The 22,088-nt window shown below is 71.6% G+C and carries 22 protein-coding genes and 1 pseudogene; 13 read left to right on the top strand and 10 right to left on the bottom strand.

Annotation, left to right across the window (positions count from 1 at the left end):
* Nucleotides 1-824: pseudogene (locus GUI43_RS30370) on the bottom strand (hypothetical protein); the annotation flags it as partial.
* A gap of 114 nt (nt 825-938) precedes the next feature.
* Complete coding sequence (locus GUI43_RS30365; protein ID WP_112606272.1) at nt 939-2,486, bottom strand: C40 family peptidase; 1,548 nt, start codon at nt 2,484-2,486, stop codon at nt 939-941.
* A gap of 239 nt (nt 2,487-2,725) precedes the next feature.
* On the opposite strand from GUI43_RS30365, the gene mqnE reads away from it, so the two are divergent.
* The 3 genes from mqnE to GUI43_RS30350 all read left to right on the top strand — a co-directional run bounded on the left by mqnE (nt 2,726) and on the right by GUI43_RS30350 (nt 4,729).
* Nucleotides 2,726-3,895: an aminofutalosine synthase MqnE gene (gene mqnE, locus GUI43_RS30360; RefSeq protein WP_091395685.1), complete on the top strand. Its 1,170-nt coding sequence runs from the start codon at nt 2,726-2,728 to the stop codon at nt 3,893-3,895.
* A gap of 23 nt (nt 3,896-3,918) precedes the next feature.
* Nucleotides 3,919-4,356 carry a hypothetical protein gene (locus GUI43_RS30355; RefSeq protein WP_112606269.1) on the top strand — a complete coding sequence of 146 codons (438 nt, stop codon included), beginning with the start codon at nt 3,919-3,921 and terminating at the stop codon, nt 4,354-4,356.
* 73 nt (nt 4,357-4,429) lie between these two features.
* The gene (locus GUI43_RS30350; protein ID WP_112586474.1) at nt 4,430-4,729 is read left to right on the top strand and encodes a DUF4229 domain-containing protein; all 300 of its coding nucleotides are present in this window, start codon (nt 4,430-4,432) and stop codon (nt 4,727-4,729) included.
* A gap of 99 nt (nt 4,730-4,828) precedes the next feature.
* Here the strand turns inward: GUI43_RS30350 and GUI43_RS30345 are convergent, their stop codons facing one another.
* Complete coding sequence (locus GUI43_RS30345; RefSeq protein WP_112700327.1) at nt 4,829-6,166, bottom strand: C39 family peptidase; 1,338 nt, start codon at nt 6,164-6,166, stop codon at nt 4,829-4,831.
* A 210-nt stretch (nt 6,167-6,376) separates the two neighbouring features.
* On the opposite strand from GUI43_RS30345, the gene GUI43_RS30340 reads away from it, so the two are divergent.
* From GUI43_RS30340 to GUI43_RS30325, 4 genes are all read left to right on the top strand, one after another.
* Nucleotides 6,377-8,254: a M14 family metallopeptidase gene (locus tag GUI43_RS30340; protein ID WP_112586396.1), complete on the top strand. Its 1,878-nt coding sequence runs from the start codon at nt 6,377-6,379 to the stop codon at nt 8,252-8,254.
* A 366-nt stretch (nt 8,255-8,620) separates the two neighbouring features.
* The gene (locus tag GUI43_RS30335; protein WP_112700326.1) at nt 8,621-9,550 is read left to right on the top strand and encodes an ABC transporter substrate-binding protein; all 930 of its coding nucleotides are present in this window, start codon (nt 8,621-8,623) and stop codon (nt 9,548-9,550) included.
* Nucleotides 9,551-9,812: 262 nt separating this feature from the next.
* Complete coding sequence (locus GUI43_RS30330) at nt 9,813-10,841, top strand: FecCD family ABC transporter permease (RefSeq protein WP_249037885.1); 1,029 nt, start codon at nt 9,813-9,815, stop codon at nt 10,839-10,841.
* Nucleotides 10,838-11,656, top strand: coding sequence for an ABC transporter ATP-binding protein (locus tag GUI43_RS30325; RefSeq protein ID WP_112700325.1), 819 nt, complete (start codon nt 10,838-10,840; stop codon nt 11,654-11,656). The genes GUI43_RS30330 and GUI43_RS30325 overlap by 4 nt, the downstream gene beginning before the upstream one ends.
* 16 nt (nt 11,657-11,672) lie before the next feature.
* Here the strand turns inward: GUI43_RS30325 and GUI43_RS30320 are convergent, their stop codons facing one another.
* The 5 genes from GUI43_RS30320 to GUI43_RS30300 all read right to left on the bottom strand — a co-directional run bounded on the left by GUI43_RS30320 (nt 11,673) and on the right by GUI43_RS30300 (nt 15,170).
* On the bottom strand, nt 11,673-12,437 hold the full coding sequence (locus tag GUI43_RS30320; RefSeq protein WP_091395664.1) for a VOC family protein: 765 nt from the start codon (nt 12,435-12,437) through the stop codon (nt 11,673-11,675).
* Between the two features lie 94 nt (nt 12,438-12,531).
* A complete protein-coding gene (locus GUI43_RS30315) occupies nt 12,532-13,269 on the bottom strand; it encodes an ABC transporter permease (protein ID WP_112586401.1) in 738 nt (245 codons plus the stop codon).
* Between the two features lie 10 nt (nt 13,270-13,279).
* On the bottom strand, nt 13,280-14,221 hold the full coding sequence (locus GUI43_RS30310) for an ABC transporter ATP-binding protein (protein ID WP_112606253.1): 942 nt from the start codon (nt 14,219-14,221) through the stop codon (nt 13,280-13,282).
* Entirely contained in the window at nt 14,218-14,529 is a 312-nt protein-coding gene (locus tag GUI43_RS30305; RefSeq protein ID WP_112586405.1) for a transcriptional regulator, read from the bottom strand. The genes GUI43_RS30310 and GUI43_RS30305 overlap by 4 nt, the downstream gene beginning before the upstream one ends.
* On the bottom strand, nt 14,526-15,170 hold the full coding sequence (locus GUI43_RS30300) for a transporter (protein WP_112606250.1): 645 nt from the start codon (nt 15,168-15,170) through the stop codon (nt 14,526-14,528). Before GUI43_RS30300 ends, GUI43_RS30305 begins: the two co-directional genes overlap by 4 nt.
* A gap of 134 nt (nt 15,171-15,304) precedes the next feature.
* On the opposite strand from GUI43_RS30300, the gene GUI43_RS30295 reads away from it, so the two are divergent.
* Genes GUI43_RS30295 through GUI43_RS30280 form a run of 4 tightly spaced genes read left to right on the top strand, consistent with a single transcriptional unit; the run spans nt 15,305 to nt 17,588 of the window.
* Complete coding sequence (locus GUI43_RS30295; protein WP_112700324.1) at nt 15,305-15,700, top strand: type VII secretion target; 396 nt, start codon at nt 15,305-15,307, stop codon at nt 15,698-15,700.
* Entirely contained in the window at nt 15,697-16,623 is a 927-nt protein-coding gene (locus tag GUI43_RS30290; RefSeq protein WP_112586411.1) for a WXG100 family type VII secretion target, read from the top strand. The genes GUI43_RS30295 and GUI43_RS30290 overlap by 4 nt, the downstream gene beginning before the upstream one ends.
* Nucleotides 16,624-16,632: 9 nt before the next feature.
* Nucleotides 16,633-16,977 (top strand): YbaB/EbfC family nucleoid-associated protein, encoded by a 345-nt coding sequence (locus tag GUI43_RS30285; protein ID WP_112586413.1) that lies wholly within the window; start codon nt 16,633-16,635, stop codon nt 16,975-16,977.
* Nucleotides 16,977-17,588: a hypothetical protein gene (locus tag GUI43_RS30280; protein WP_112700323.1), complete on the top strand. Its 612-nt coding sequence runs from the start codon at nt 16,977-16,979 to the stop codon at nt 17,586-17,588. Before GUI43_RS30285 ends, GUI43_RS30280 begins: the two co-directional genes overlap by 1 nt.
* On the opposite strand, the gene GUI43_RS30275 is transcribed toward GUI43_RS30280, so the two are convergent.
* Nucleotides 17,577-19,850, bottom strand: coding sequence for a HelD family protein (locus GUI43_RS30275; RefSeq protein WP_249037884.1), 2,274 nt, complete (start codon nt 19,848-19,850; stop codon nt 17,577-17,579). The genes GUI43_RS30280 and GUI43_RS30275 overlap by 12 nt on opposite strands.
* Nucleotides 19,851-20,081: 231 nt before the next feature.
* On the opposite strand from GUI43_RS30275, the gene GUI43_RS30265 reads away from it, so the two are divergent.
* Both GUI43_RS30265 and GUI43_RS34070 read left to right on the top strand, forming a co-directional pair.
* Nucleotides 20,082-20,261 carry a hypothetical protein gene (locus tag GUI43_RS30265; RefSeq protein WP_146765973.1) on the top strand — a complete coding sequence of 60 codons (180 nt, stop codon included), beginning with the start codon at nt 20,082-20,084 and terminating at the stop codon, nt 20,259-20,261.
* Between the two features lie 110 nt (nt 20,262-20,371).
* Nucleotides 20,372-20,623: a hypothetical protein gene (locus tag GUI43_RS34070; protein ID WP_170158801.1), complete on the top strand. Its 252-nt coding sequence runs from the start codon at nt 20,372-20,374 to the stop codon at nt 20,621-20,623.
* On the opposite strand, the gene GUI43_RS30260 is transcribed toward GUI43_RS34070, so the two are convergent.
* The gene (locus GUI43_RS30260) at nt 20,605-21,855 is read right to left on the bottom strand and encodes an HNH endonuclease signature motif containing protein (RefSeq protein ID WP_112700321.1); all 1,251 of its coding nucleotides are present in this window, start codon (nt 21,853-21,855) and stop codon (nt 20,605-20,607) included. The genes GUI43_RS34070 and GUI43_RS30260 overlap by 19 nt on opposite strands.
* Between the last annotated feature and the right edge of the window lie 233 nt (nt 21,856-22,088).

The following is a 22,088-nucleotide window of genomic DNA, read 5'->3' as shown; positions in this document are numbered from 1 at the left end:
CTGCTCTCCGCGCTCGGCGGGATCGGTGGGGTGGTGCTGGGCATCCTGGTCACCGGATCGGGCGGCGGCGTGGGTCGAGGACCCGGCGTCGGCACCGGACCGGGCGGGTACGGACCCGGGGCCGGCGCGGGCTCCGGTTCCGGTGGCGACGGCTCGGTCGGCCCGGGGCCGGGTGGCGTGGGGTCGGGCTCCGGAGTCGACGGCGTCGAGGGCGGGGCCGGCTCGGCACCCACTGGCGCGGCTCGATAGACGGCGGGTGCGCTCTCGCGACGGTCCGGGGTGCCCAGGGCGCTGGCGGTGCCCCGGCTGCTGCTCGGAACCGTGGCGCTGGCCCGGGCCGACGCGGAGGAGTCGCTTCGCTGGCCCGGCAACGACACGTCGGCTGGGCTGGCCGAGCCGGTCGCACGGTAGGTGGTCGCGGTGACCGGAGCGCTGGCCGGCAGGTCACTGCGGAGAGCACCGGCGGTCACGACGCTGGCACGTGCGCGTACCGGTGCGGCCGTCGGGCTCTGGCGCTCGTCGCCGTCGGCGGACGCGTCGTCATCGGCTTCGGTCGAGGCGTCCGCGACGACCGCCGCCGTGCCACTGCCGACCGTGGCACTGCCGACCGGGCCGCTGACAGCCGGGGCGGCGTCGCTGTCACCGGATCCGACATCCGCCGAGCTGGTGTCGCTGCCTGTCGAGCTGGTGTCGCTGCCTGTCGAGCTGGTGGCGGCCGGGCTGGCGTCGCTGGCGGCCACCGGGTCGGCGGTGTCCGGCCCTGGCGGGCCGGCCTGGTCGACCACGGGGTCGACAGTCTCCGCCGGATCTCTCTGCTCGGCCATTTCCGCCCTCCGCGCCATGCTCGCACCCGGACCCGTGACGTCGAGTCGGATGTGCCTGGTTGTCACGGTGCCACAGATCTTCCCGAGCGGACAGCCGGAGCCGGTCGTGGCGGATCAGCCCGTGGCGGTGGGGCTGCTCGTCGCGCTGCCACTGCCCGTCGCGCTCGTGCTGGCCTTCGGCGTGGTAGTCGGAGACGCGCTGGTCGGCGCGTTGCTCGGTGCCGAGGGCAGAGTCGTCGGAGTGTTGCTCGGGGTGTTCGACGGCTTCGGCGTGGTGCTGCCGGTCGGGGTGGGCGTCGGGGTGGTCGTCAGCGTCGGCGTCGGCGTGGGCGTCGGCTTGGTGGTCTTCGTGGGCGACGGGGTCGGCGTCGGCTTGGTGGTCTTCGTGGGCGACGGGGTGGGCGTCGGCTTCGGCGTCGAGACGGGCGGGGTCGGATTGGTCACGACCGGTGCCGGCACCGCGCCGATCACCCGGGTGGCGGCGTACAGCCGGGACCAGCGGACGACCGAGATCTTGACGACGTCGCCCGTGGTGGGCGCCTGCACCATCTTGCCGTTGCCGATGTACATGCCGACGTGGTGGATCGTCGTCCAGCTGCTGCCCGAGGCGAAGAAGAGCAGGTCGCCGGGGAGCAGCGCGCTCTGCGGGACGGTGCGGCCCCTTGTGGCGGCGTACTGGTCGCGGGAGACCCGGGGCAGGTCGAAGTAGTCGGCGCCGGGGGACCGGTACGCAGCCCACATCAGGCCGGAGCAGTCGAACTCGTTCGGCCCCTCCTCGGACCACTTGTACGGGTCGCCGAGCTGGGCGAGCGCGTACCGGACCGCGGCCAGCGCCCGGGGGTGCGCGGCCATGCCGCTGATGCTCTGGTTGGAGACGTAACCGGCGCCGATCTGCTGCTCGGCGGCTTCCTGCTGACGTTCGATCTCGATCAGCGCGGCGGCGTTGTCCCGGCGCAGCTTGAGCAGGCTCGCCTCGGCGGTGCGGAGCGCCGTCTCACCGGCGGTGAACTCCGCCTCGGCGGCGGCGAGCAGCTCCTTGGCCTGGGTGTGCTTCTGGTACGCGGCCTGCTCGCCGGTGCGGGCCCGGGACAGTTCCCCGGCCACGCCGGTGGTGCCGCCGTCGACCTTCTCGCCACGGGTGATCGCCTGGAGGCGGCTGAGCCCACGGATGTCCTGGGCGAAGTCGCCCGGCGGCAGCGCCGCGGCGGCCTTGACGGCCTCGGCGGCGGCGGTGTCGGCCGTCTGCTGGGCCCGGAGCAGCGCGTCCTGCGCGGTCGCCAGCGCCTTGCCGGCAGCGTCGACCTGCGCCTGCGCGTCGACGCGTTTCTGCCGGCTCACCAGCAACGCCTCGCCGAGCGCGCCGACCTGGGTCTCACCGGCGGAGATCGCGGTGGCCAGTGGGCCGTTGCCGATGTTGACCACCGGCGGGGCGGGCACGCCAGCGACCGGCGCGCCGCCGGGCAGCTGAAGCGAACCGGTGACCGCCGGGCGCGAACCGGTGTCCGGCACTGTGGTCGGCACGCCGGGCTCCGCGTACGCGGGGGTGGCCAGCACGGCCGCGGCGATCGCGCCGAGCAGGGCGGCCCAGAGCTTCGGACGCAGGACCGGCGAGATCACCGGGCTCCGTCGTCGCTGCCGTCGCCCGCGCCCGCTGTAGACCATGCCGCTCCCCGTCCAACCGCTCGTCGCCGCGCTCGGTGGGCGCGACCGCCGGGACGGTACCAGTGTGTGTGTTCCGCCCCACCTTGTTACTACCGCACCTCGCCACCCTTGTCGATGCGTTGCCGGGTTACGGGAGGCTGAGAGTCTGGTGAAGTGGGTCGCTGCCGGCGACCGTGCCACCGGGCCCGTCGGCGCCGCGACGTACGCTCGATCCGGACCGCAGGTGGAAGGGACGTGCCATGGACGCCGGACTCAAGCGTGAGCTCGAAGCGAAGGTGTACGCCGGTGAGCGGCTGACCCGGGAGGACGGGGTCGCCCTCTACGAGAGCGACGACCTGACCTGGCTGGGGCGGCTGGCGCACCACAAGCGCACCGAGTTGAACGGCGAGCGGGTGATGTTCAACGTCAACCGTCACCTCAACCTGACCAACGTCTGTTCGGCGTCCTGTGCGTACTGCTCGTTCCAGCGGAAGCCGGGCGAGAAGGACGCGTACACGATGCGCATCGACGAGGCGGTCCGCAAGGCCAAGGAGATGGAGGACGAGCAGCTCACCGAGCTGCACATCGTCAACGGCCTGCACCCCACGCTGCCCTGGCGTTACTACCCGAAGGTGCTGCGCGAGCTGAAGGCGGCGCTGCCGAACGTCAAGCTCAAGTGCTTCACCGCGACCGAGGTGCAGTGGTTCGAGAAGATCAGCGGCCTGAGCGCCGACGAGATCCTCGACGAGCTGATGGACGCCGGCCTGGAGTCGCTGACCGGTGGTGGCGCGGAGATCTTCGACTGGGAGGTCCGGCAGCACATCGTCGACCACGCCTGCCACTGGGAAGACTGGTCGCGCATCCACGCCCTGGCCCACAGCAAGGGCATGAAGACCCCGGCGACGATGCTGTACGGCCACATCGAGGAGCCCCGGCACCGCGTCGACCACGTGCTGCGGCTGCGCGAGTTGCAGGACGAGACCGGTGGCTTCGCGGTCTTCATCCCGCTGCGCTACCAGCACGACTTCGTCGACTCGGCGGACGGCAAGATCCGTAACCGGATCCAGGCGCGCACCACGATGGCCTCGCCGGCCGAGTCGCTGAAGACGTTCGCCGTCTCGCGGCTGCTCTTCGACAACGTGCCGCACCTGAAGAACTTCTGGGTGATGCACGGGTTGTCGGTGGCTCAGCTCTCGCTGAACTTCGGCGTGGACGACCTGGACGGCTCCGTCGTCGAATACAAGATCACCCACGACGCCGACTCGTACGGCACCCCGAACACCATGCACCGGGACGACCTGCTGCACCTGATCTGGGACGCCGGCTTCCAGCCCGTCGAGCGGGACACCCGCTACAACGTGGTCCGGGAGTACGACAAGGCCCCGTCGCTTGCCGAGCGGCGCGCCGAGCCGCAGCAGGTCTGGGCCTGAGCCACCACGTACCCTCGCAGTCGATGACCGAGCAACAAGGACCTGAGCAGCAGAGCGGGTTTCCCCGCCGGGACGCCGAGGGGCGCATCCGTACCCTGGGCGATCTGCTCGGGGTGTGCCTGGCCGGCCTGGTCATCGGCGTGCTCGCGTTGGTGCTGTTCGACTGGGCGTTCGCCTCGATCGGCGCCGGCGACTTCGGGCACACAAACGGTTGGCTGGCGGTGATCCTGCCGGCTTGGCTGTTCTGGGACGACTTCCGGGCCTGGGAGTTCGGCGCGGCCCGGGTGGTGGCGGCGGTGGTCGCCGCCGCCGTCGGGGTGTTCGCGGGGCTGCTGATCGCCGGTCTGGGCGCGGGGTTGCCGCCGCTGCTCTCCGGCGCGTTGGCGGCGGGGGCGTTCACAGTGGCGTACGCGGCCCTCTGGTTCCCGGGTGTCCGCTGGCTGGCCCGCCGGACCGGCTGACCACGACCGCCCGTCGGGCGGCTCGACCCTTCCGCCGGCAGTGGCGGGCGACGGAGAGAACGGAGTGGTGCAGGTGAGCGCCGCGCTCAAGTACACGCTGGGCCGGATCGGGCTGTTCGTCGCCGTGCTGGCCGGCCTCTGGCTGGTCGACATGAACGTGTTCCTGAAGCTGATGCTGGCGTTGGTGTTCTCCGCCGCGCTCTCCTTCTTCCTGCTGCGCGGTTGGCGGGACGAGATGGCCGGGGAGATCGCCGAAGCAGCCGAGCGCCGCCGCACCGAGAAGGAACGCCTCCGCTCCGCCCTGGCCGGCGAAGACCAAACCCCCACCCCAAACCCGAACCCCGACCCCCAGACCCCCGACTCCCAGCGTTGATCAAGAAGTTTGCGTCACCAGGGCGGCTTCCGGTGACGCAAACCTCTTGATCAACCCGCTTGGTCGCGCGGCGGTGGGCGGGTTGGGTGGGGTTCGGGGTTACCAGTTGGTGGAGCCGGGGACCTTGGGCCAGGGCTTCGAGATGGGCTTGATCAGGTACGCGATGCCGCCGGAGCCACCGGAGACGCCGCCGCTGGCGTTGGTGCGCTTGGTACGCAGCCAGATCTGCTCGAACTGCGCACGCTTGTAGACGTTGCGCACCACGTCGTTGCTGGACGAGGCCGGGTCGTTGACGATCACGTCGCCGTCGGCGGTGAAGCCGACCACCACGAAGAGGTGCCCGGAGGTGCCGTAGTTCGCCCCGTCCAGCTCACTGGCGAGGAAGGACTGGCTGGTCACGACGGGGATGCCGGCGGCGATGAAACGCTCCAGTTCATCCAGCGAGTGCAGCCGGGTCACCCGGCCCTCCAGCCCGGGGAAACTGGCCGCGTACGCGGTGTTGAACGGCCAGTTGCCAGCGCCGTCGTACGCGTAGTCGTAGGTCATCCGCGCGGCGTGGTTGACCGTCGGGTCGGGGTAGGTCGGGTCCACCCAGGAGGTGTCGGCCGCCGACGGCTTGCGCCCCCAGTACTCGACCACCATCTCGGTCGAGGTGGGTGAGCACCATGCCTCGCCGCCGCCGTCGTACTCCGGGTAGTGCCCGGAGTGCACGTTCTGCGAGTAGCGCGGCACCGGCAGTTCCCGGCCCCAGGTGATGTGTCCGGCGCTCGGCGGCACTGTGAACCGGTCCGGCACCGTGGAGCTCATCGCGCCCAACATCCGGACCACCGGGGCGGCGCTCTGCCCGGGTGCGCGGTAGAGGGTCAGCTTGAGCTGGTACGACCGCAGCAGCACCCCGGCGGTGGCGTCGTCGATGCTGAAGGTGTCGGTCCAGATCGTCGAGAAGGGGTCGCCCTGCCGGTTGACGCTGGTCCGCAAGATGTCGGTGTCGCCGGACGCCCAGCGGCCCAGGACGTACCACGGGGTCTGGTCGCCGCTGGTGTAGCTGCCCTGCATCTCGACCTGGATCCAGGTGCCGGCGGGGGTCTCCGCGTTCCAGGAGGCGATCAGCTCGGTGGCGTCGAACCCGACCTGGGTCACCGGCGAGGTCCAGGTGCCGTACTCCCAGGTGCGGGTGGCACCGGTGTGCGGGTCCGCGTACTCGATGGTGCCGGCTGGGCGGGCCAGGGTGACGCCCGCTCGGGCGCCGGGCACGACGCGGGTTCCGGCCCGGCTGCCGCGGTGCCAGTCGGCGGGCCCGGACCAGTCCTGGTAGGTGATCTGCTCGTCGTGGGCGGGGGCGGGCGGGTGGGCCGCCAGCGCGGGCGCGGCGCTGGTGAGCAGGGTGAGCGCTGTGACGCCGGCGAGGGCGGCCGCGCGCAGGCGGGATCTGGCCATGGGTGCTCCGCGGTGTCGAGGGGGCATCGTCGCTGGTCAGTTTTCCGCTTGGAGGGAAGTTTCGCCAGATGTTGATAGGTGGAAAATCATTGCCGCCATGATGATGCGCCTGGGATGGCCAACGCAGCGATCAATGTTGATATGACCATGTGACAGGTGGTGAAGTGTCCTTCACCGAGCGGGATCTCCCGCCCATCGAGGAGGTAGTCCATGGCCCTCCGCACGCCCATCCCCCTCCGCCGTGTCCTGGTGCTCGCTGTCGTCACCGGGCTGGGCATCGTCACCGTCGCCGCCGGTCCGGTCGCCGCCCGACCGGCACCGGACCGCACCGCTGAGCAGGCTGCCGCCGGCTACCGGGTGCTCGGGCCCCGGACCCTCGCCGACCGCAACGCGGTGGCCCGCACCGGAGCCGCCATCGACTACTCCGAACACGGCGTGCTGCACATATCGGCCACCGCGAGCGAGGCCGCCGCGATCGGCAAGCTCGGCTTCCGGCTGGAACCGCTCGCCCCGCCACCCAACGCCGAGCGCGGCGCCGGCGACTTCGGGACGCAGGCCTTCCCGCCGGCCGACTCGAACTACCACGACTACGCGGAACTGACCGCCGTCGTGAACCAGGTCGTCGCCGACCACCCGGCGATCGCCCGCAAGATCAGCATCGGTTCGTCGTACGAGGGCCGCGACCTGATGGCGGTGAAGATCTCCGACAACGTCGGCACCGACGAGAACGAGCCGGAGATCCTGTTCAACTCCCAGCAGCACGCCCGTGAGCACCTGACCGTCGAGATGGCGATCTACCTGCTCAACCTCTTCACCGACAGCTACGGCAGCGACTCCCGGATCACCAACATCGTCAACGGCCGGGAGCTCTGGATCGTGCCGACGGTCAACCCGGACGGCAGCGAGTACGACATCGCCACCGGGTCGTACCGTTCCTGGCGCAAGAACCGGCAGCCCAACAGCGGCTCGTCCAACGTCGGCACCGACCTGAACCGCAACTGGTCCTACAACTGGGGATGCTGCGGCGGCTCGTCCGGCAGCACCTCGTCGGAGACCTACCGGGGGCCGTCGGCGTTCTCCGCGCCCGAGACGCAGGCGCTTCGCAACTTCGTCAACGGCCGGGTGGTCGGCGGTGTGCAGCAGATCAAGGCCAACATCGACTTCCACACGTACTCGCAGCTGGTGCTCTGGCCGTACGGCTACACCACAGCGAACACCGCGACCGGGATGAACGCCGACCAGTACAACACCTTCGCCACCATCGGTCAGCAGATGGCGGCCACCAACGGCTACACCCCGGAACAGTCCAGCGATCTATACATCACCGACGGAGACAGCCTCGACTGGATGTGGGCCACCCACAACATCTGGGCTTACACCTTCGAGATGTACCCGGGCTCGTCCGGTGGCGGCGGCTTCTACCCGCCCGACGAGGTGATCCCGGCGCAGACCTCACGCAACCGGGAGGCGGTGCTGATCCTCAGCGAGTACGCCGACTGCCCGTACCGGGCCATCGGCAAGCAGTCGCAGTACTGCGGCGGCGGTGGCGGCACCACTGTCTGGTCGGACACCTTCGAGACCGCCACCGGCTGGACCATCAACCCGGGCGGCACCGACACCGCCACCCTCGGCGCGTTCGAGCGGGGCGCCGCCCAGGCGACCACGTCCTCCGGAGCCAAGCAGCTCACCCCGTACGCCGGGTCCAACGACCTGGTCACCGGCCGGCTCGCCGGCTCGGCGGCCGGTGACTACGACGTCGACGGCGGCGTGACCAGTGCCCGGTCCCCGGCGGTGACCCTGCCGTCGTCCGGCACGCTGACCCTCTCACTCGCGTGGTACCTGGCCCACGGCTCGAACGCCTCGTCGGCGGACTACCTGCGGGTGAGCGTGGTGCACAACGGCGGCACCACAGCGCTGCTCACCCAGGCCGGCGCGGCCAGCAACCGCAACGGGAGTTGGGCGGTCGCCAACCTCAACCTCACCCCGTACGCCGGCCAGTCGGTCCGCGTGCTCGTCGAGGCTGCGGACGCGTCCGGGGCCAGCCTGGTCGAGGCGGCTGTGGACAACGTCACCATCACGTCCTCCTGATCGGGTGGGGCCCCGTCCCGCCCCGGCGGGGCCCCACCACCCGTTCCGAAACCTCAGGAACTCGGACATATGCCTCCCCGCCCCGCGTGGTGCGGGTGTCCGAGGTATCGACGGCTGCCGACCGGCCCTTGATCGATCCGGCACGTCCTGGCGGTGCGCTACCGTCTTAGCGACCAGTCCGCAGCGAAGCCGGTACGAAACCCGGCGCTGTCCCGCAACTGTGATGCCCCACCGGTCGGTGGGGACGAGCCAGGTCGCCTACGGATCGGTCGCGAAACGCGCTCTCGAGGAAGGGCGCCTCGTGGGCGGGCGTACGAAAGTCCCTGTCGGCGAAGCACCACACTCCTCGACCGACAGGAGGCCCCCATGTTCAGACGTACCCCTCGGCTCTTCGCGGTGACCCTCGCGGTCACCGCTCTCGCCCTCGGCGCCTGCGCCGATAAGGCCGACGACCAGCCGAGCGCCGGCACCGCGGCCGCCGCCTACCCGGTCACCGTCGGCGCGCTCACCCTCGACAAGCGCCCCGAGAAGATCGTCGTGCTGTCGCCCACCGCCACCGAGATGCTCTTCGCGATCGGTGCCGGCCCGCAGGTGACCGCCGTCGACGACCAGTCGAACTACCCGGCCGACGTGCCCAAGACCGACCTCTCCGCCTTCCAGCCGAACGCCGAGGCGATCGCCGGTAAGAACCCCGACCTCGTGGTGCTCTCCGACGACCGCAACAAAATCGTCGAGCAGCTCGGCAAGCTGAAGATTCCGGTGTACCAGACCCCGGCGGCGACCACGCTCGACGACTCGTACCGGCAGATCACCGAGCTGGGCACGCTGACCGGGCACGCCGACCAGGCCACCGACGTCGCCACCCGGATGAAGGACGACATCGCCAAGCTGGTCAAGGACCTGCCGCAGCGCGCCGAGAAGCTCACCTACTTCCACGAGCTGGGCCCGGAGCTGTACAGCGCCACCAGCAAGACCTTCATCGGCTCGCTCTACAGCCAGGCCGGCCTGACCAACATCGCCGACCCGGCCGACGCGGACGGTAAGAGCTTCGGCTACCCGCAGCTGTCCCAGGAGTTCATCGTCAAGGCCGACCCGGACTTCGTCTTCCTGGCCGATGCCAAGTGCTGCCAGCAGAACGCCGACACGGTCAAGGCGCGCAGTGGCTGGGCCGGCCTCACCGCTGTGAAGAACAACCAGGTCGTCGCCCTGGACGACGACGTCGCCTCCCGCTGGGGCCCGCGGGTCGTGGACCTGCTCCGGGTCATCATCGACGCGGTCGCCAAGGTGCCCGCGTGACCGTCGTCCGTCGGTGACCGGGCCGCGACAGGTGTCCGATCCGGCACCAACCGGCCGGCCGGCCGAGCCGCCGCCGTCGTCTGAGCGGGCCGAGCCTCCTGCCGAGGCCCGGCCCGCCGGGCTGCCCTCCACGGTCCGGCCCGCCGGGCAACCTGCCGTGGCTCGGTCTACCGGGTCGTCGTCCACGGCGCGGCCCGCCGGGCTGGCGTCCGGGGCCCGGCCGGCCGGCCTGCTGTCTGCGGCTCGGCCGGCCGGCCTGCGCATGCGGTGGCTGGTCGCGGGGTTGGTCGCGGTGCTCGTCGCGCTCGTCGTCGGGGTGTCGCTCGGCCCGGTGAGCCTGCCCCCGGGCAGCGTCGCCGCCGAGCTGCTCAACCTGTTTCCCGGGGTGCACATCGACAGCGGGCTGACCGAGCGTGAGATCGCGATCGTCACCGAGCTGCGCCTGCCCCGGGTGGTGCTGGGCCTGCTCGTCGGCGGTCTGCTCGCCCTCGCCGGTGGTTGCTACCAGGGCGTGTTCCGCAACCCGCTGGCCGACCCGTACCTGCTCGGTGTGGCCGCCGGCGCGGGCCTCGCGGTCACCGCGGCGATCGCCCTCGGCGGCGCCGGCCGGCAGGGCACGCTCTCCGGGTTGCCGATGACCATTCCGCTGGCCGCGTTCGCCGGCTCGCTGCTCGCCGTCACGATGACCTACGTGCTCGGCGCGGCCGGTGGGCGACGCGGGTCACCGGCCATGCTGATCCTGGCCGGGGTGGCGGTCTCCGCGTTCCTCTCCGCCGGGCAGACGTACCTCCTGCAACGACACGCCGACAGCATTCAGCCGGTCTACTCCTGGTTGCTCGGCCGGCTGGCCACCGCCGGCTGGCACGACGTGCTGCTGGTGCTGCCGTACGCCGCGCTGACCACCATCGTCGTGCTGCTGCACCGCCGCGAGCTGGACGTCCTCGCGGTCGGCGACGACGAGGCGAGAAGCCTGGGCCTGCACCCGCAGCGCACCCGCTACCTGCTGATCGCCGCCGCCTCGCTGGGCACCGCGGCGGCGGTCTCCGCGACCGGCCTGATCGGCTTCGTCGGCATCATCGTGCCGCACACCGTCCGGCTGCTCGCCGGGTCCAGCTACCGGGTGATCCTGCCGATGTCACTGCTGTTCGGCGGCGCGTTCCTGGCGCTGACCGACGTGGTGGCCCGCACCGTCGCCGCTCCGTCCGAGCTGCCGATCGGAGTGGTGACCGCCCTGCTGGGTGGCCCGTTCTTCGTCCTCGTGCTGCGGACCGCCCGGCGAGTGCTCACGTGAGCAGGGAGCCCGCCAGCAGGGAACCCGCCGCCGGCACGCCGGCCGTCGAGGTGCGCGGGCTGCACGTCGCCCTCGGTGGCACGCCGATCCTGACCGGCGTCGACCTCACCGTCGCCGTCGGCGAGTGGGTCACCGTGATCGGCCCGAACGGCGCCGGCAAATCCACCCTGTTGCGCGCCGTCGGCGGCCTGCTGCCCGCGCCGAAGGCGATCACCCTCTTCGGTACGCCGAGTGCCGCGCTGCGCCGTCGGGACCGCGCCCGGATAGTGGCCACTGTGGCACAGTCCCCGGTGGTGCCGCCCGGCATGTCGGTGCTGGACTACGTGCTGCTCGGCCGCACCCCGTACATCCCGACCCTGGGCCGGGAGTCGACCGCCGACGTCGACGCCGTGCACGAGGTGCTGGGGCAGTTGGATCTCGCCGGCTTCCACCGTCGCGAACTGGCCACCCTCTCCGGCGGCGAACGGCAGCGGGTGTTCCTCGCCCGCGCGCTCGCCCAGGGCGCGACGCTGCTGCTGCTCGACGAGCCGACCAGCGCGCTCGACATCGGCCACCAGCAGGACGTGCTCGAAGTCGTCGACCAGCTACGCCGCGAGCACGGCCTGACCGTCCTGGCCACGATGCACGACCTCTCCCTGGCTGGTGAGTACGCCGACCGGATGGTGATGCTCGCCGCCGGTCAGGTGGTGGCCGCCGGGACTCCGCCCGAGGTGCTGACCGAGGAGCTGCTCGCCACCCACTACCGCGCCAGCGTCCGGGTGGTCCCCGGCGCCCACGGCCCGTTGGTGGTCCCCGTCCGCCCCACCCGCCCCTGAGCACGCAGGCGCTGGGTCAGGGGCCCAGGTCGATGACGGAGAAGAGGGCGCCCTGGGGGTCGCGCAGGGCGGCGAAGCGGCCCGCCGGGATGTCGCGGGGCGGGACCAGAATCGTTCCGCCCAGCTCGGCGGCGCGGGCCGCGGCGGCGTCCGCGTCGGCCACCGCGAAGTACACCGTCCAGTACGCGGGCAGGTCGGCCGGGAAGTCGTCGGCCAGCGGCGGCATCATCCCGGCGACGATCTGCGTCCCGAGCCGCCACCCGGTGTACGTCATCGCGCCCACCGCCTGGTCGTCGGGCTGCCAGCCGAACACCAGCTCGTAGAAGACCTTCGCGCCCTCGGGGTCGGGGGTGACCAGCTCGTTCCAGCTCATCGCGCCCGGCACGTTGAACACCTCGGCACCGGCCATGGCCAGCGGCTGCCAGACGCTGAACGTGGCGCCGGCCGGGTCGGCGAAGACCGCCATCCAGCCCCTGTCGAAGACCTCGAACGGGGGTACGACGACCTGCCCGCCGGCCCGTTCGACCCGGCCGGCGACCAGTTCGGCGTCGTCGGTGGCGAGGTACGTCGACCAGATCGGAATCTGGTCCGGGATCGCGGGCGGGCCGGCGCCGGCCACCGGCTTACCGTCGAGCAGGAAGACCGTGTAGCCGCCCGCCTCGGGCTCCGGGGTGACCTGGCCGGTCCACCCGAACAGCTCCGGGTAGAAGCGCCGCGCGTCGGTCAGGTCCGGGGTGGCCAGGTCGGCCCAGCAGGGCGTACCCGGCGGGACGGTGCTCACGTCAAGACCCCTCTCGGCCCGGGCGGCCACGGCGGCCCCCTGCCGGAATCCTGGCACCGTCCCGCCGCAGCCCGGGGCGAAAACGGACGAATCGTCAGCTGAACCGGCGACCCTCGTCCCGCCGGTACGCCCAGCCGGCGAGCGCGGCGAGCAGCACCACCCAGACACCGAGCATGATCACTGCCAGCGGCTCCACGTCGTAGTCGGCCACCGCCGCCCACATCAGTTCGGCCGCGCCCCGGGTGGGCAGGTACGGCGCGATCGTCTCGATGAACCCGGGCGCGTCGCCCGGCGCGGAGAGCAGGCCGCCGCCGAACGCGAGCGGCAGGAAGAGCACCTGCGCCACCACGATCGCCGCCTTGCTCGGCAGCGAGTAGCCGATGGCGAGCCCCATCAGCGTGAACGGCACCGAGATGACGGCCACGGTGCCGAGAGCCAGCAGGAACGCCGCCGGGGTGACCTGGGCCGCGGTCAGCGTCGCGCCGATCACCACGACCGGGATCAGCGAGAGGTAGGTCAGCGCCAGGCCGGCCAGCACCCGGCCTGCGAACCGCGGCGCGGGTCCGGCCGGCAGGGTCCGGGTGTACGGGTTCCAGGGCTGATCGCGGTCCTCGGCGACGCCGACGCCGTACTGGAAGATGTTGGCGCTCATCACCGAGAAGGTGACCATCGACGCGGTGGCGTAGGTGGCACCGACCGCGTCGTCACCGGCGAACGGGACCACGAAGAAGATCATGGCGGCGGCCGGGAAGAAGGCGCTGCCGAAGACGGCCACCGGAATCCGGATGATCTCCAGGAGTTGGTAGCGGGCGTGGACCAGGGCGAGCTGCACTGTCGCCTCCTCAAACTGTCGTGGGTCGGCCGCCGGCAGCGGCGGTGGTGGGTCGGTCGGCGCCGGCGGGCACGTCTTTGCTGGTCGCCTCTCCGCTGGTGATGGCGAGGAACGCCTCCTCCAGCGAGGTCGGCCGTACCTCCAGGTCGGTGAACGGAGTCTGGGCCGTGACCAGCGCTCGGACCAGCTCGTCGGCGTCGGTGGTGAGCAGGTGCAGCCGACCGTCGACCCGTTCGGTGCGAACGACCCCGGGCAGGTCGGGCAGGTTGTCGGCGATCAGGCTGACCCGGCGTACGCCCACGATGCCGCGCACCGCTTCCACTGTGTCGTCGGCGAGCACCCGGCCCTGCCCGATGACCACCACCCGGTGGGCGAGCGCCTCCACCTCCTCCAGGTAGTGGCTGCTCAACAGCACTGTGCCGCCGTCGTCGTGAAATGCCCGAATCGCGTCCCACAGGGTGTGCCGGGCGGCCACGTCCAGGCCCGTGGTCGGCTCGTCGAGCAGCACCAGCCGGGGCCGGCCGACGAACGCCAACGCCACCGCCAACCGGCGGCGCTGCCCGCCGGAGAGCCCACCGGTCTGCCGTCGGGCGAGGTCGGCGAGCCCGAAACGGTCGAGCAGTTCGGCCCGGGGCACCGGGTCGGGGTAGTGCGCGGAGACGAAGTCGACCACCTCGCCGACGCGCAGCGTGCCGGGCAGACCGGTCTCCTGCGGGGTGACCCCGATCTGCCGCCGGCTCGCCGGGTCGCGGGGGTCGCGACCGAACAGCTCCACCCGCCCGGAGCTGGGGCGGCGCAGGCCCACCAGCAGGTTCATCAGGGTGCTCTTGCCGGCGCCGTTCGGCCCGAGCAGGCCGACCAGCTCACCGGCCCGGACCTCCAGGTCGACACGATCGAGGGCGAGGACGTCGCCGTACCGGCGGCTGGCCTGTTCGGCGCGGGCGAGGGTCATGGCTGCTCCTTCGACGGGGCGGGGTCGAGCAGGGCGTGGATCGCTTCGGTGTACTCCTCGAACGCCAACCGACCTCGCCGGCTGAGCCCGACCAGGGTCGCCGGGGTGCGTCCACGGTGGGTCTTGCTGATCTCCACGTAGCCGGCGTCCTCAAGTTTGCGCAGGTGCACCGAGAGGTTGCCGGCGGTCATCGCGAGCAGCTCCTGTAGGCGGGGGAACGCGATCTTGTCGCCGACGTTGAGAGCGGAGAGGCTGGCGACCACCCGCAGCCGGGCCTGCGCGTGGATGACCGGATCCAGCTCGGTCACGGCTGCTGTCGCTGTCGCTGTCGGCGCCGGGCGAGCGCGCCGGCCACCAGCATTCCGCCACCGCCGGCCACCGCCACGACGAGCGGGTGCCAGCCCGGCCCGGCGATTGCGCCGATCAGGTTGATCACGCTGATCCAGACGCCGAGGCGGAACAGGTCCTGGTCCAGCCAGACCGCCCCGCCGGCCATGTGCAGCGCACCGGTCAGCCCGACGGCGGTCGCCGACCAGAGCAGCGCCGCCAGGTCGTGCGGTAGGTGTTCGGAGATCCGGCCGAGCCCCGCGTAGACGCTCACCGAACCGAGGGCCCAGGCGTACCCGTACCACTGCCCACGCCGGGCGGAGTCGCCGGTCACCTGGCCGTAGGCCCGCACGCTGACCACCGCCTGGGTCGCTCCGGCGGCCGCGAGCAGTACGAAGAGGACGGTCAGCGGCAGCCAGCCCGGCAGGTGAGCCAGCGCCTGATCACCCGGGGGGAACCGCAGGAAGAACAGCCCGAAACCGACCAGCCAGGCGACACCCCACGGCCAGTAGAGCAGGCGGGCGTCGGGATCGAGCCGGCGTGCCGTCGCCGACCGCTGGTCCTGGATCAGCCGGAGCGCCGCCGCGGCATCGGTGGGTGGTGAATCATCGTCGAGGTCCACGCAAACTACTTTACGGAACAAAGTCGAATCGGGTGACCCCGTCATCACCGACGGGACCCCCGATCGCGGCGAGCAGTGCCTATGGTGGTCAGTCGTGGCGACTGATCCGTCGCACAGGCCACAGGGGAGGGTCCGTGTCAAGCCCGAGCAATGAGTTGGAGGTCCAGCCGGAGGCTCTGACGGCGTTCGCCGCCGGGTCCAAGGATCGGGCGGCCCGCTTCCGCGAGCTGCACCGCTCCTTCGGCGACGGGCACGTGCCACGGCACGCCTTCGGGGTGATGCCGGCGTCCTTCAACCTCGCGGCGACGTACGCCGAGCAGTTCGAGGCGTGCCTGCAGGGGCTGGCCGACGGCGCCGAGATGATGGCGGACATCGCCGAAGGGCTCACCGACACCGCCGCCGCCTACACGGGCACCGACGTGGCCAACACCGATCTCTTCGTGCCCGGCCGGCCGCCGGCTCCCGACGTCATCGCGCCCGGCCCCTGGTCGGGTGGCACCGGCGCTCCGAACGGTTCGGTGCCGGCGTGAGCACCGAGGCGTTGCAGCGCAACAAGACCTACTTCGAGCAGATCGTCTCGGGCACGCCCGAACCCTTCAAGCCGCTCTCCAACGCGGTGCTCTGGCCGTTCGAGCAGCTGCTGGAGCTGGTCGCCGGCGAACCGGACGACCTGATGCGGGCTGCGCAGCTCTGCCTGGACACCGGCGCGGCGGTACGGGACATCGCCGGTGACCAGATCGCCGACCGGGCCCGGTTGCGCGGCGCCTGGACGGGCGACGCCGCCGAGAGCTTCCATGCCTCGATGGAGTCGGTCGAGGCGGCGATCGAGGAGCTGGCCCAGGGGCTCGACGGCACCAAGGACGTGCTGGTCGAGGCGGCCAACGCGGCGGTGGACGCGTTCAACCTGCTGGTCGAGCTGATCCTCGAGTTTCTGCTCTGGTTCCTCACCGAGGTGATCATCGCGGCAGTGGCCGCGGCGCTGAGCGCCGGCGTCTCGTTGGCCGCCACTGTGGTCCGGGTGCTGGCCCGGTTGGCCACCACAGTGGGTCGGATGGTGAAGATCGTCGCCCGGTTCGCCGAGGTGCTCACCCGCCTCGCCGCCCGGTTGGGCAAGGTCGCCGGGCAGCTCCGCAAGTACGCGGACACCGTCATGGAGCTCAAGCAGCGGAAGAAGCAGTACAAGCTGCTCAGCAAGGGCGGCTGGACGCCCGAGGGGCGTGCCTTCCAGGTCGAGAAGTTCAAGACCCTCTTTCCGGGCAAGTTCGTCATCAACCAGGTCTCGCCGGTCAACATTCCCGGTTTCGGCGGCGCCCTGCTGGACACCGGCGTGGGCCTGCACGACATCTCCGACGGGCACAAGGACCGCAACTACCTGGTGGACGGCACGTACAGCGAAGACCTGGGCCCGTACACAGTGGGTGTGCAGAATGTCTTCGACTCCATCGTGAACTGAGAGGCAGCCATGACCTTCCCCGCCCTGGACCGAATCGAGGCGCTGGCTCGCAACCTGGACGGATGGCAGCGGCAACTCGCCGACCGGATGGCGGAGCTGGAACAGACCAGCGCCGAGGGCGTGAGCGACTCCGGCCTGGTGCGGGTGACCGCCGCGGCCGACGGCAAGATCGTTTCTACGGAGCTGAACCCCCGGGCGATGCGACTGGACTCCTACAGCCTGGCCGAGGAGTTCACCGCAGCCGCGAACCGGGCGCAGGAGGCCGCCGCAGCCCAGGTCCGCGAGCTGGTCGGTGAGGTCATCGGCGCGCCGGGTGCCGGTCCGCGCCAGCCCGACGACCACGAGGGGCGTTGATGACCGTCGACGAGAGCCAGGCACGGTACGTCGACGGGATCACCCGGCTGTTGCCGGCCGGGGAGCAGGTTCGCGCGGTGGCCCAGGTGCGAGCGGGCGGCGGGCTGACCCCGGCGCCGCCCCCGCAGCCGTCGGCCCCACCCGCCACGGGTGGGCCGGGCTTCCTGGGCGTCCTGCTCAACGTGCTCTCACCGAACATCACCTTCGGTCGGGCGGACAACGCCGTCGACTGGCTCTTCTTCGGCGTCGGAGGTCGAGGCGAGCCAGGTTCCCAGGCGTCCGTGCTGCACCATGCCCTGACCGTGGCGACGAAGGGCACGGGCCTCCGAACCCTCGTGCTGGCGGTCACCGACCAGCGGCTGCTGCTCGGCGCGACAGCACCCGTCGGGCTGCTCTCCAGTTCGGCGGCGGACGAACGGGCGCAGGCCGACATCGAACTGCTCGGGTCCGTCCCGCGCACGGCCGTGACCGCCCGGTTCGGCAGGTACCGGTTGAACTGGAAGCGGCTGCGGATCGACTTCGCCGACGGGTCGTGGCTGTCGTTCCACGTGCCGCTGGCCGACTCCGGCCGCCCGCTGCGGGAGGTCGCGGCGGCCCTGTCAGCCGGCTGACTCGTCGACGAGCGGTGCGGGCAGCGGCGCAACGTGCAGCACCGCCAGCCGGGACACCGCCCGGGTGAGCACCACGTACAGCCGGTGCAGCCCGCGCGGCTCGGCCGCGACGATCGCGGCCGGCTCGACCACCACCACATGGTCGTACTCAAGGCCCTTGACCAGCGTCGCCGGCACCACTGTGACCCGCTCCGCGGCCGCCACGTCGTCGGCGGTCGCGGTCTCGACACCGGCCTCGGCCAGCGCCGCTCGCAGGCCGTCGACCGCGTCGTCCGCGGCGATCACACCGACCGAGCCGTCGTGCGCGAGCGCCGCGCGCACCTCGGCCACCGTCGCCGAGGTCAGGTCGGTCACCGTACGCACGTCCAGGCCGCCGTCGTGGCGCAGGGACTCGGCCGGCGGTACGTCCACCGCGAGCGCCGGGAGCAGCAGGTTCGCGAATGCGACGACCGCGGCGGGCACCCGGAAACCGATGGTCAACGGCACCACCACCGCGTCCGGCTTGCCCAGGTGGGCGAGGGATTCCCTCCAGTCCGTCGCCGCCCACGGCGCGGTGCCCTGGGCGAGGTCACCGAGGAGCGTGACCGAGCCGTGCTCGCTGCGCCGGGCGATGGCCCGACACTGCATCGGGGAGAGGTCCTGCGCCTCGTCCACCACCACGTGCCCGAACCCGGAGAGCCGTTCCAGCAGCCCGGTCGCCTCGTCGATCAGCACCGCGTCGGCAGCGGTCCAACGGGTCGCCTTCGGCGTGCGGGCCGGCTTCGCCCAGACCAACTGCGCCTGCTCGGCGTCGCTGAGCAACCCGTCCGCCGCTGCGGCCAGCCGGGTCGGGTCGGAGAACAGGCCGTGCACCAGCCCTTCCGGGGTGAGCGCCGGCCAGACCGCGTCCAGGAAGTCGAGCACCGGCCGGCAGCGGCTCATCCGGCGCAGCCAGGCATCGCTCGGCGACTCCGCACGCCGCGCCTCGGCCTGCCGTTGCAGCAGGCTCACCACCCGCGCCTGGACACGTTCCCGACCCGTGCCGTACGGCAGACCCTCCCGGCGGGTCTCCTCGACGATACGGTGCAACGGCTCGACTCCGATCCGCCAGCGGAACGAACCGTCCGACACGGTGATCGATTCGGTCGGGGTGCCGATCCGCCCCTGCACCGCGCGCCGCAGCACGCTCGCCATCCGTACGTCGTGTTTGAGCGCGGCCACCTCCGGCGCCTCGACCGCCCGAACCGCCACCCGGGAGATCAACTCCTCCACCGTGGCCTGCTCGACCTCGACCTCACCGAGCGCCGGCAGCACCGCCGCGATGTACGACAGGAACGCCCGGTTCGGCCCGACGATCAGCACACCCGCCCGCCGCAACCGCTCCCGGTGCAGGTAGAGCAGGTACGCGGCCCGGTGCAGACCCACCGCCGTCTTCCCCGTACCCGGCGCGCCCTGCACACAGATCGAGTCGGCGAGGTCAGCCCGGACCAGTTCGTCCTGCTCCGGCTGGATCGTGGCGACGATGTCCCGCATCGGCCCGACGCGCGGACGCTCGATCTCGGCGGCGAGGATCCGACTGGTCGTACCGAACTCTTCGCCCCGATCCAGCCGCTCATCCTCGAAGCTGGTCAGCACACCATTGCTGAACCCGAACCGCCGCCGAACCGCCACCCCCTGCGGATCCCGAACGCTGGCCCGGTAGAACGAGCGGGAGACCGGCGCCCGCCAGTCCAGCACCAACGGCTCGCCGCGCTCATCGGTGACATGCCGCCGCCCCACGTGATACCGCCGACCGTGATGATCGCCGGCGGTGTCGGATGCGGTCGGGTCATTGGTGAGCCTGCTGGCTGTAAGCCTGTCGCTCGCGGTGCCGCTGCTTGTGGTGCCGCTGCTCGCGGTGCCGCTGTCGGTGGTCCTGTCCTCGACGGTCCCGGTGTTCGTGGTCCCGGTGTTCGTGGTGCTGTTGTTCGTGGTGCTGCTGTCGGTGACGCTGTTGTCCGGGGCGCCGGCGAAGTCGAGGCGGCCGAAGAAGAGCGGAGTGGTCGGGTCGTCTGCCAGCTCGGCGACCCGGCGGGCCAGGGTACGGCCGAGCGTCTCGGCCGCGTACGCGTCGCCGGCCACCTGATCACCGGTGGCGAAGAGAGACTCGGCCCGCTCCCGCATCCGACCCAGCGCCGCCCGCGAGGTGGTGAGGTGTGCGCGTTCGGCGGCCAAGTCCGCGTCGAGGTCAAGGTCGGTGTTGGTGTTGGTGTCGAGTTGGGTGCCGAGGTCAAGTGCGGGCATGCTGACGTCCCATCGTTCACATCTGCTGCGCGCTCGCGTGTCCGGGGGCGGATGGCCGGCCACCCGGCGCGAAGACGTCCGTTCCGGTGCAGCTCACCTTGGCCGTCAAGCGGCCTGCCACCTTACGCTCCCCAACCCGACGCATCCAGCGAATTACCGACGCGACCACCCATCCGAGGCGGCGTGTTGCCCGCCCGGGTGTCAATGGGCGATCACGCCCCGCCTCGCGCCGTGCTTTCTCATGCCGCGACCGCCGCGACCGCCGTGACGCCCGTGATTGCCGCGACTGCCGCGACCGCCGTGACGCTCCGTGATTGCCGCGACTGCCGCGACCGCGCGACGCCCGTGATTGCCGCGACTGCCGTGATCGCCGCGACGCCCGTGATCGCCGCGACCGCCGCCACGCCGTGACCGCCGCGACGCCGGTGATCGACTCGGCTTTCAGGAAGTCGCGGTGTTTGGGCCGATGCGACGCCCCGGTTTCCAGGAAGCCGAGTCGATCAATCACCGGGAGACGCGGCTTGGTGCGGCAGGGACAGCAGGTTGTCGCGGTCGCGGTCGCGGTCGCGGCCGCAGTGGCGGTGGCGGTGGTGGGGCTGTGGCTGTGGCGGTGGTGGTGGCGGGGCTGTGGCGGTGGCGGTGGTGGTGGTGGTGGTGGGGCGGTCGCGGTTGCGGTGCCGGCCGCGGTGGCGGTGGCGGTCGCGGTCGCGGTCGCAAGGCGCGGTCGCGGGCGGCGTGGGCGTGGTGGGCGGCATCAGCAGCGCAGGTGGTAGAGGTTGCGACGCGGGGTGCGCAGCGGGTCGAGCCAGCTGGGCGGGAGGAATTCAGGTCTACCGTCCGCCGCGAGACGGACCGTCCAGTCGCCGCGGTGGATGAAACGGTGGTGGTAGCCGCAGAGCAGCACCGCATTGCCCAGCGCCGTCATTCCACCGTCGGCCCAGTGTCGGATGTGGTGACCGTCGCACCATCTCGGCGGTCGATCGCAACCAGGGAAGGCGCAACCGCCGTCCCGCAGGACCAGCGCGCGCCGCAACGGGCCGGTGAAGAGCCGACGCTGCCGGCCGACGTCCAGGACCTGACTGTTGCCGTCCAGCACGACCGGCAGCACGCCCGCATCGCAGGCCAGGCGGCGGACCGCACCGGGGGTGAGGGGCGTGCCGGTTTCCAGTGTTCCGGCGCGTACGCCGTTGACCAGTTCCTCCAGCGAAACGGTCACCACCAGCTGAGGACGGTCGCCGCCGTTGTCGGGCAGCTGACCGGTGCGTAGCGCCAGTCGGCAGATCTCGCCCAACGCGTCGGCGCGGCGCTGACCAGGACTGCGGTCATCGTGTTCACCGGCTGGGGCGCAGAGCGGATCGATCGCCTCGCGCAGCAGGCTCGCGGTTTCGGTGTCGAGGTTGCCGCTGAGGCGTACCTGGCCGTGCTGTTGCTCGGAGAGCGTGACGTGCCGGCGGGTCTCGGCCCGCTCGGTGGCCCGCTCCAGAGCCTTCAACTCGGCCTGGTCGGCCAACTCCGGGGCGACGTGCGCGAGGACGCGCTCCCCGAGCCGGCTCAGGCTTGTCGGGTCGAAACGGTCGGCCCAGGCGACCAGTAGTTGGGTGGCCTTGTCCGCCACCTCGGGACCGGCTTCGACCGGGAGGGCGGCGATCATCTCGGCCACCACCCGACCCTGCTCGACGGTGATGGCACCGCTGAGCAGCGCGTCGCGCACTGCTGGCGGGGCGGCGTCGATGGTGGCGGCGAGCTGGACCAGCTGGCGGGCGCTGCGACCCGAGAGCCGCAGCCGCTCCCGCAGCCAGACGGCGGTGGACGAGGCGCCCTGGGCGACCGCCACGCCGCGACCGTCCAACTCGCGGACCAGACCGAGCTGAACGGCGGCCAACCGCTGCGCCAACATCTGAGTCGCGTCGAGAGAAGCAAGCAAGTCGTCATCGGAGAGCGCCCAGAGCGCGGTCTCGACGCAGTCGTCAACTGCCCCGTCCACCTGCGCCAACACCTCCAACATGAAAGCAGAATAGAACTGGCGTACGACACTTTCGATTCGTCTTGATCAATCAGCGAAACTACCTTCGTCGATCATCGTGAGCTGCCCGCTTGCCGTGCCCGCTTGCCGTGCCCGCTTGCCGTGCCCGCGTGCCGTGCCCGCTTGCCGTGCCCGCGTGCCGTGCCCGCGTGCCGTGCCCGCGTGCCGTGCCCGCGTGCCGTGCCCCCTGCCGTGCCCGCTTGCGCGGCCGCGCT

The sequence above is a fragment of the Micromonospora noduli genome, assembly GCF_003264365.1.
In the GTDB taxonomy this organism is placed as follows: domain Bacteria; phylum Actinomycetota; class Actinomycetes; order Mycobacteriales; family Micromonosporaceae; genus Micromonospora; species Micromonospora noduli.
Note: the sequence above shows the minus strand (reverse complement) of the source record. Positions and strands in the feature narration are given on the sequence as shown.

Coding starts and splice junctions, on each gene's coding strand:
- GUI43_RS30365 (WP_112606272.1), bottom strand. CDS start 2,486: ATGGTCTACAGCGGGCGCGGGCGACGGCAGCGACGACGGAGCCCGGTG.
- mqnE (WP_091395685.1), top strand. CDS start 2,726: ATGGACGCCGGACTCAAGCGTGAGCTCGAAGCGAAGGTGTACGCCGGT.
- GUI43_RS30355 (WP_112606269.1), top strand. CDS start 3,919: ATGACCGAGCAACAAGGACCTGAGCAGCAGAGCGGGTTTCCCCGCCGG.
- GUI43_RS30345 (WP_112700327.1), bottom strand. CDS start 6,166: ATGGCCAGATCCCGCCTGCGCGCGGCCGCCCTCGCCGGCGTCACAGCG.
- GUI43_RS30340 (WP_112586396.1), top strand. CDS start 6,377: ATGGCCCTCCGCACGCCCATCCCCCTCCGCCGTGTCCTGGTGCTCGCT.
- GUI43_RS30335 (WP_112700326.1), top strand. CDS start 8,621: ATGTTCAGACGTACCCCTCGGCTCTTCGCGGTGACCCTCGCGGTCACC.
- GUI43_RS30330 (WP_249037885.1), top strand. CDS start 9,813: ATGCGGTGGCTGGTCGCGGGGTTGGTCGCGGTGCTCGTCGCGCTCGTC.
- GUI43_RS30310 (WP_112606253.1), bottom strand. CDS start 14,221: ATGACCCTCGCCCGCGCCGAACAGGCCAGCCGCCGGTACGGCGACGTC.
- GUI43_RS30285 (WP_112586413.1), top strand. CDS start 16,633: ATGACCTTCCCCGCCCTGGACCGAATCGAGGCGCTGGCTCGCAACCTG.
- GUI43_RS30280 (WP_112700323.1), top strand. CDS start 16,977: ATGACCGTCGACGAGAGCCAGGCACGGTACGTCGACGGGATCACCCGG.
- GUI43_RS30275 (WP_249037884.1), bottom strand. CDS start 19,850: ATGCCCGCACTTGACCTCGGCACCCAACTCGACACCAACACCAACACC.
- GUI43_RS30260 (WP_112700321.1), bottom strand. CDS start 21,855: ATGTTGGAGGTGTTGGCGCAGGTGGACGGGGCAGTTGACGACTGCGTC.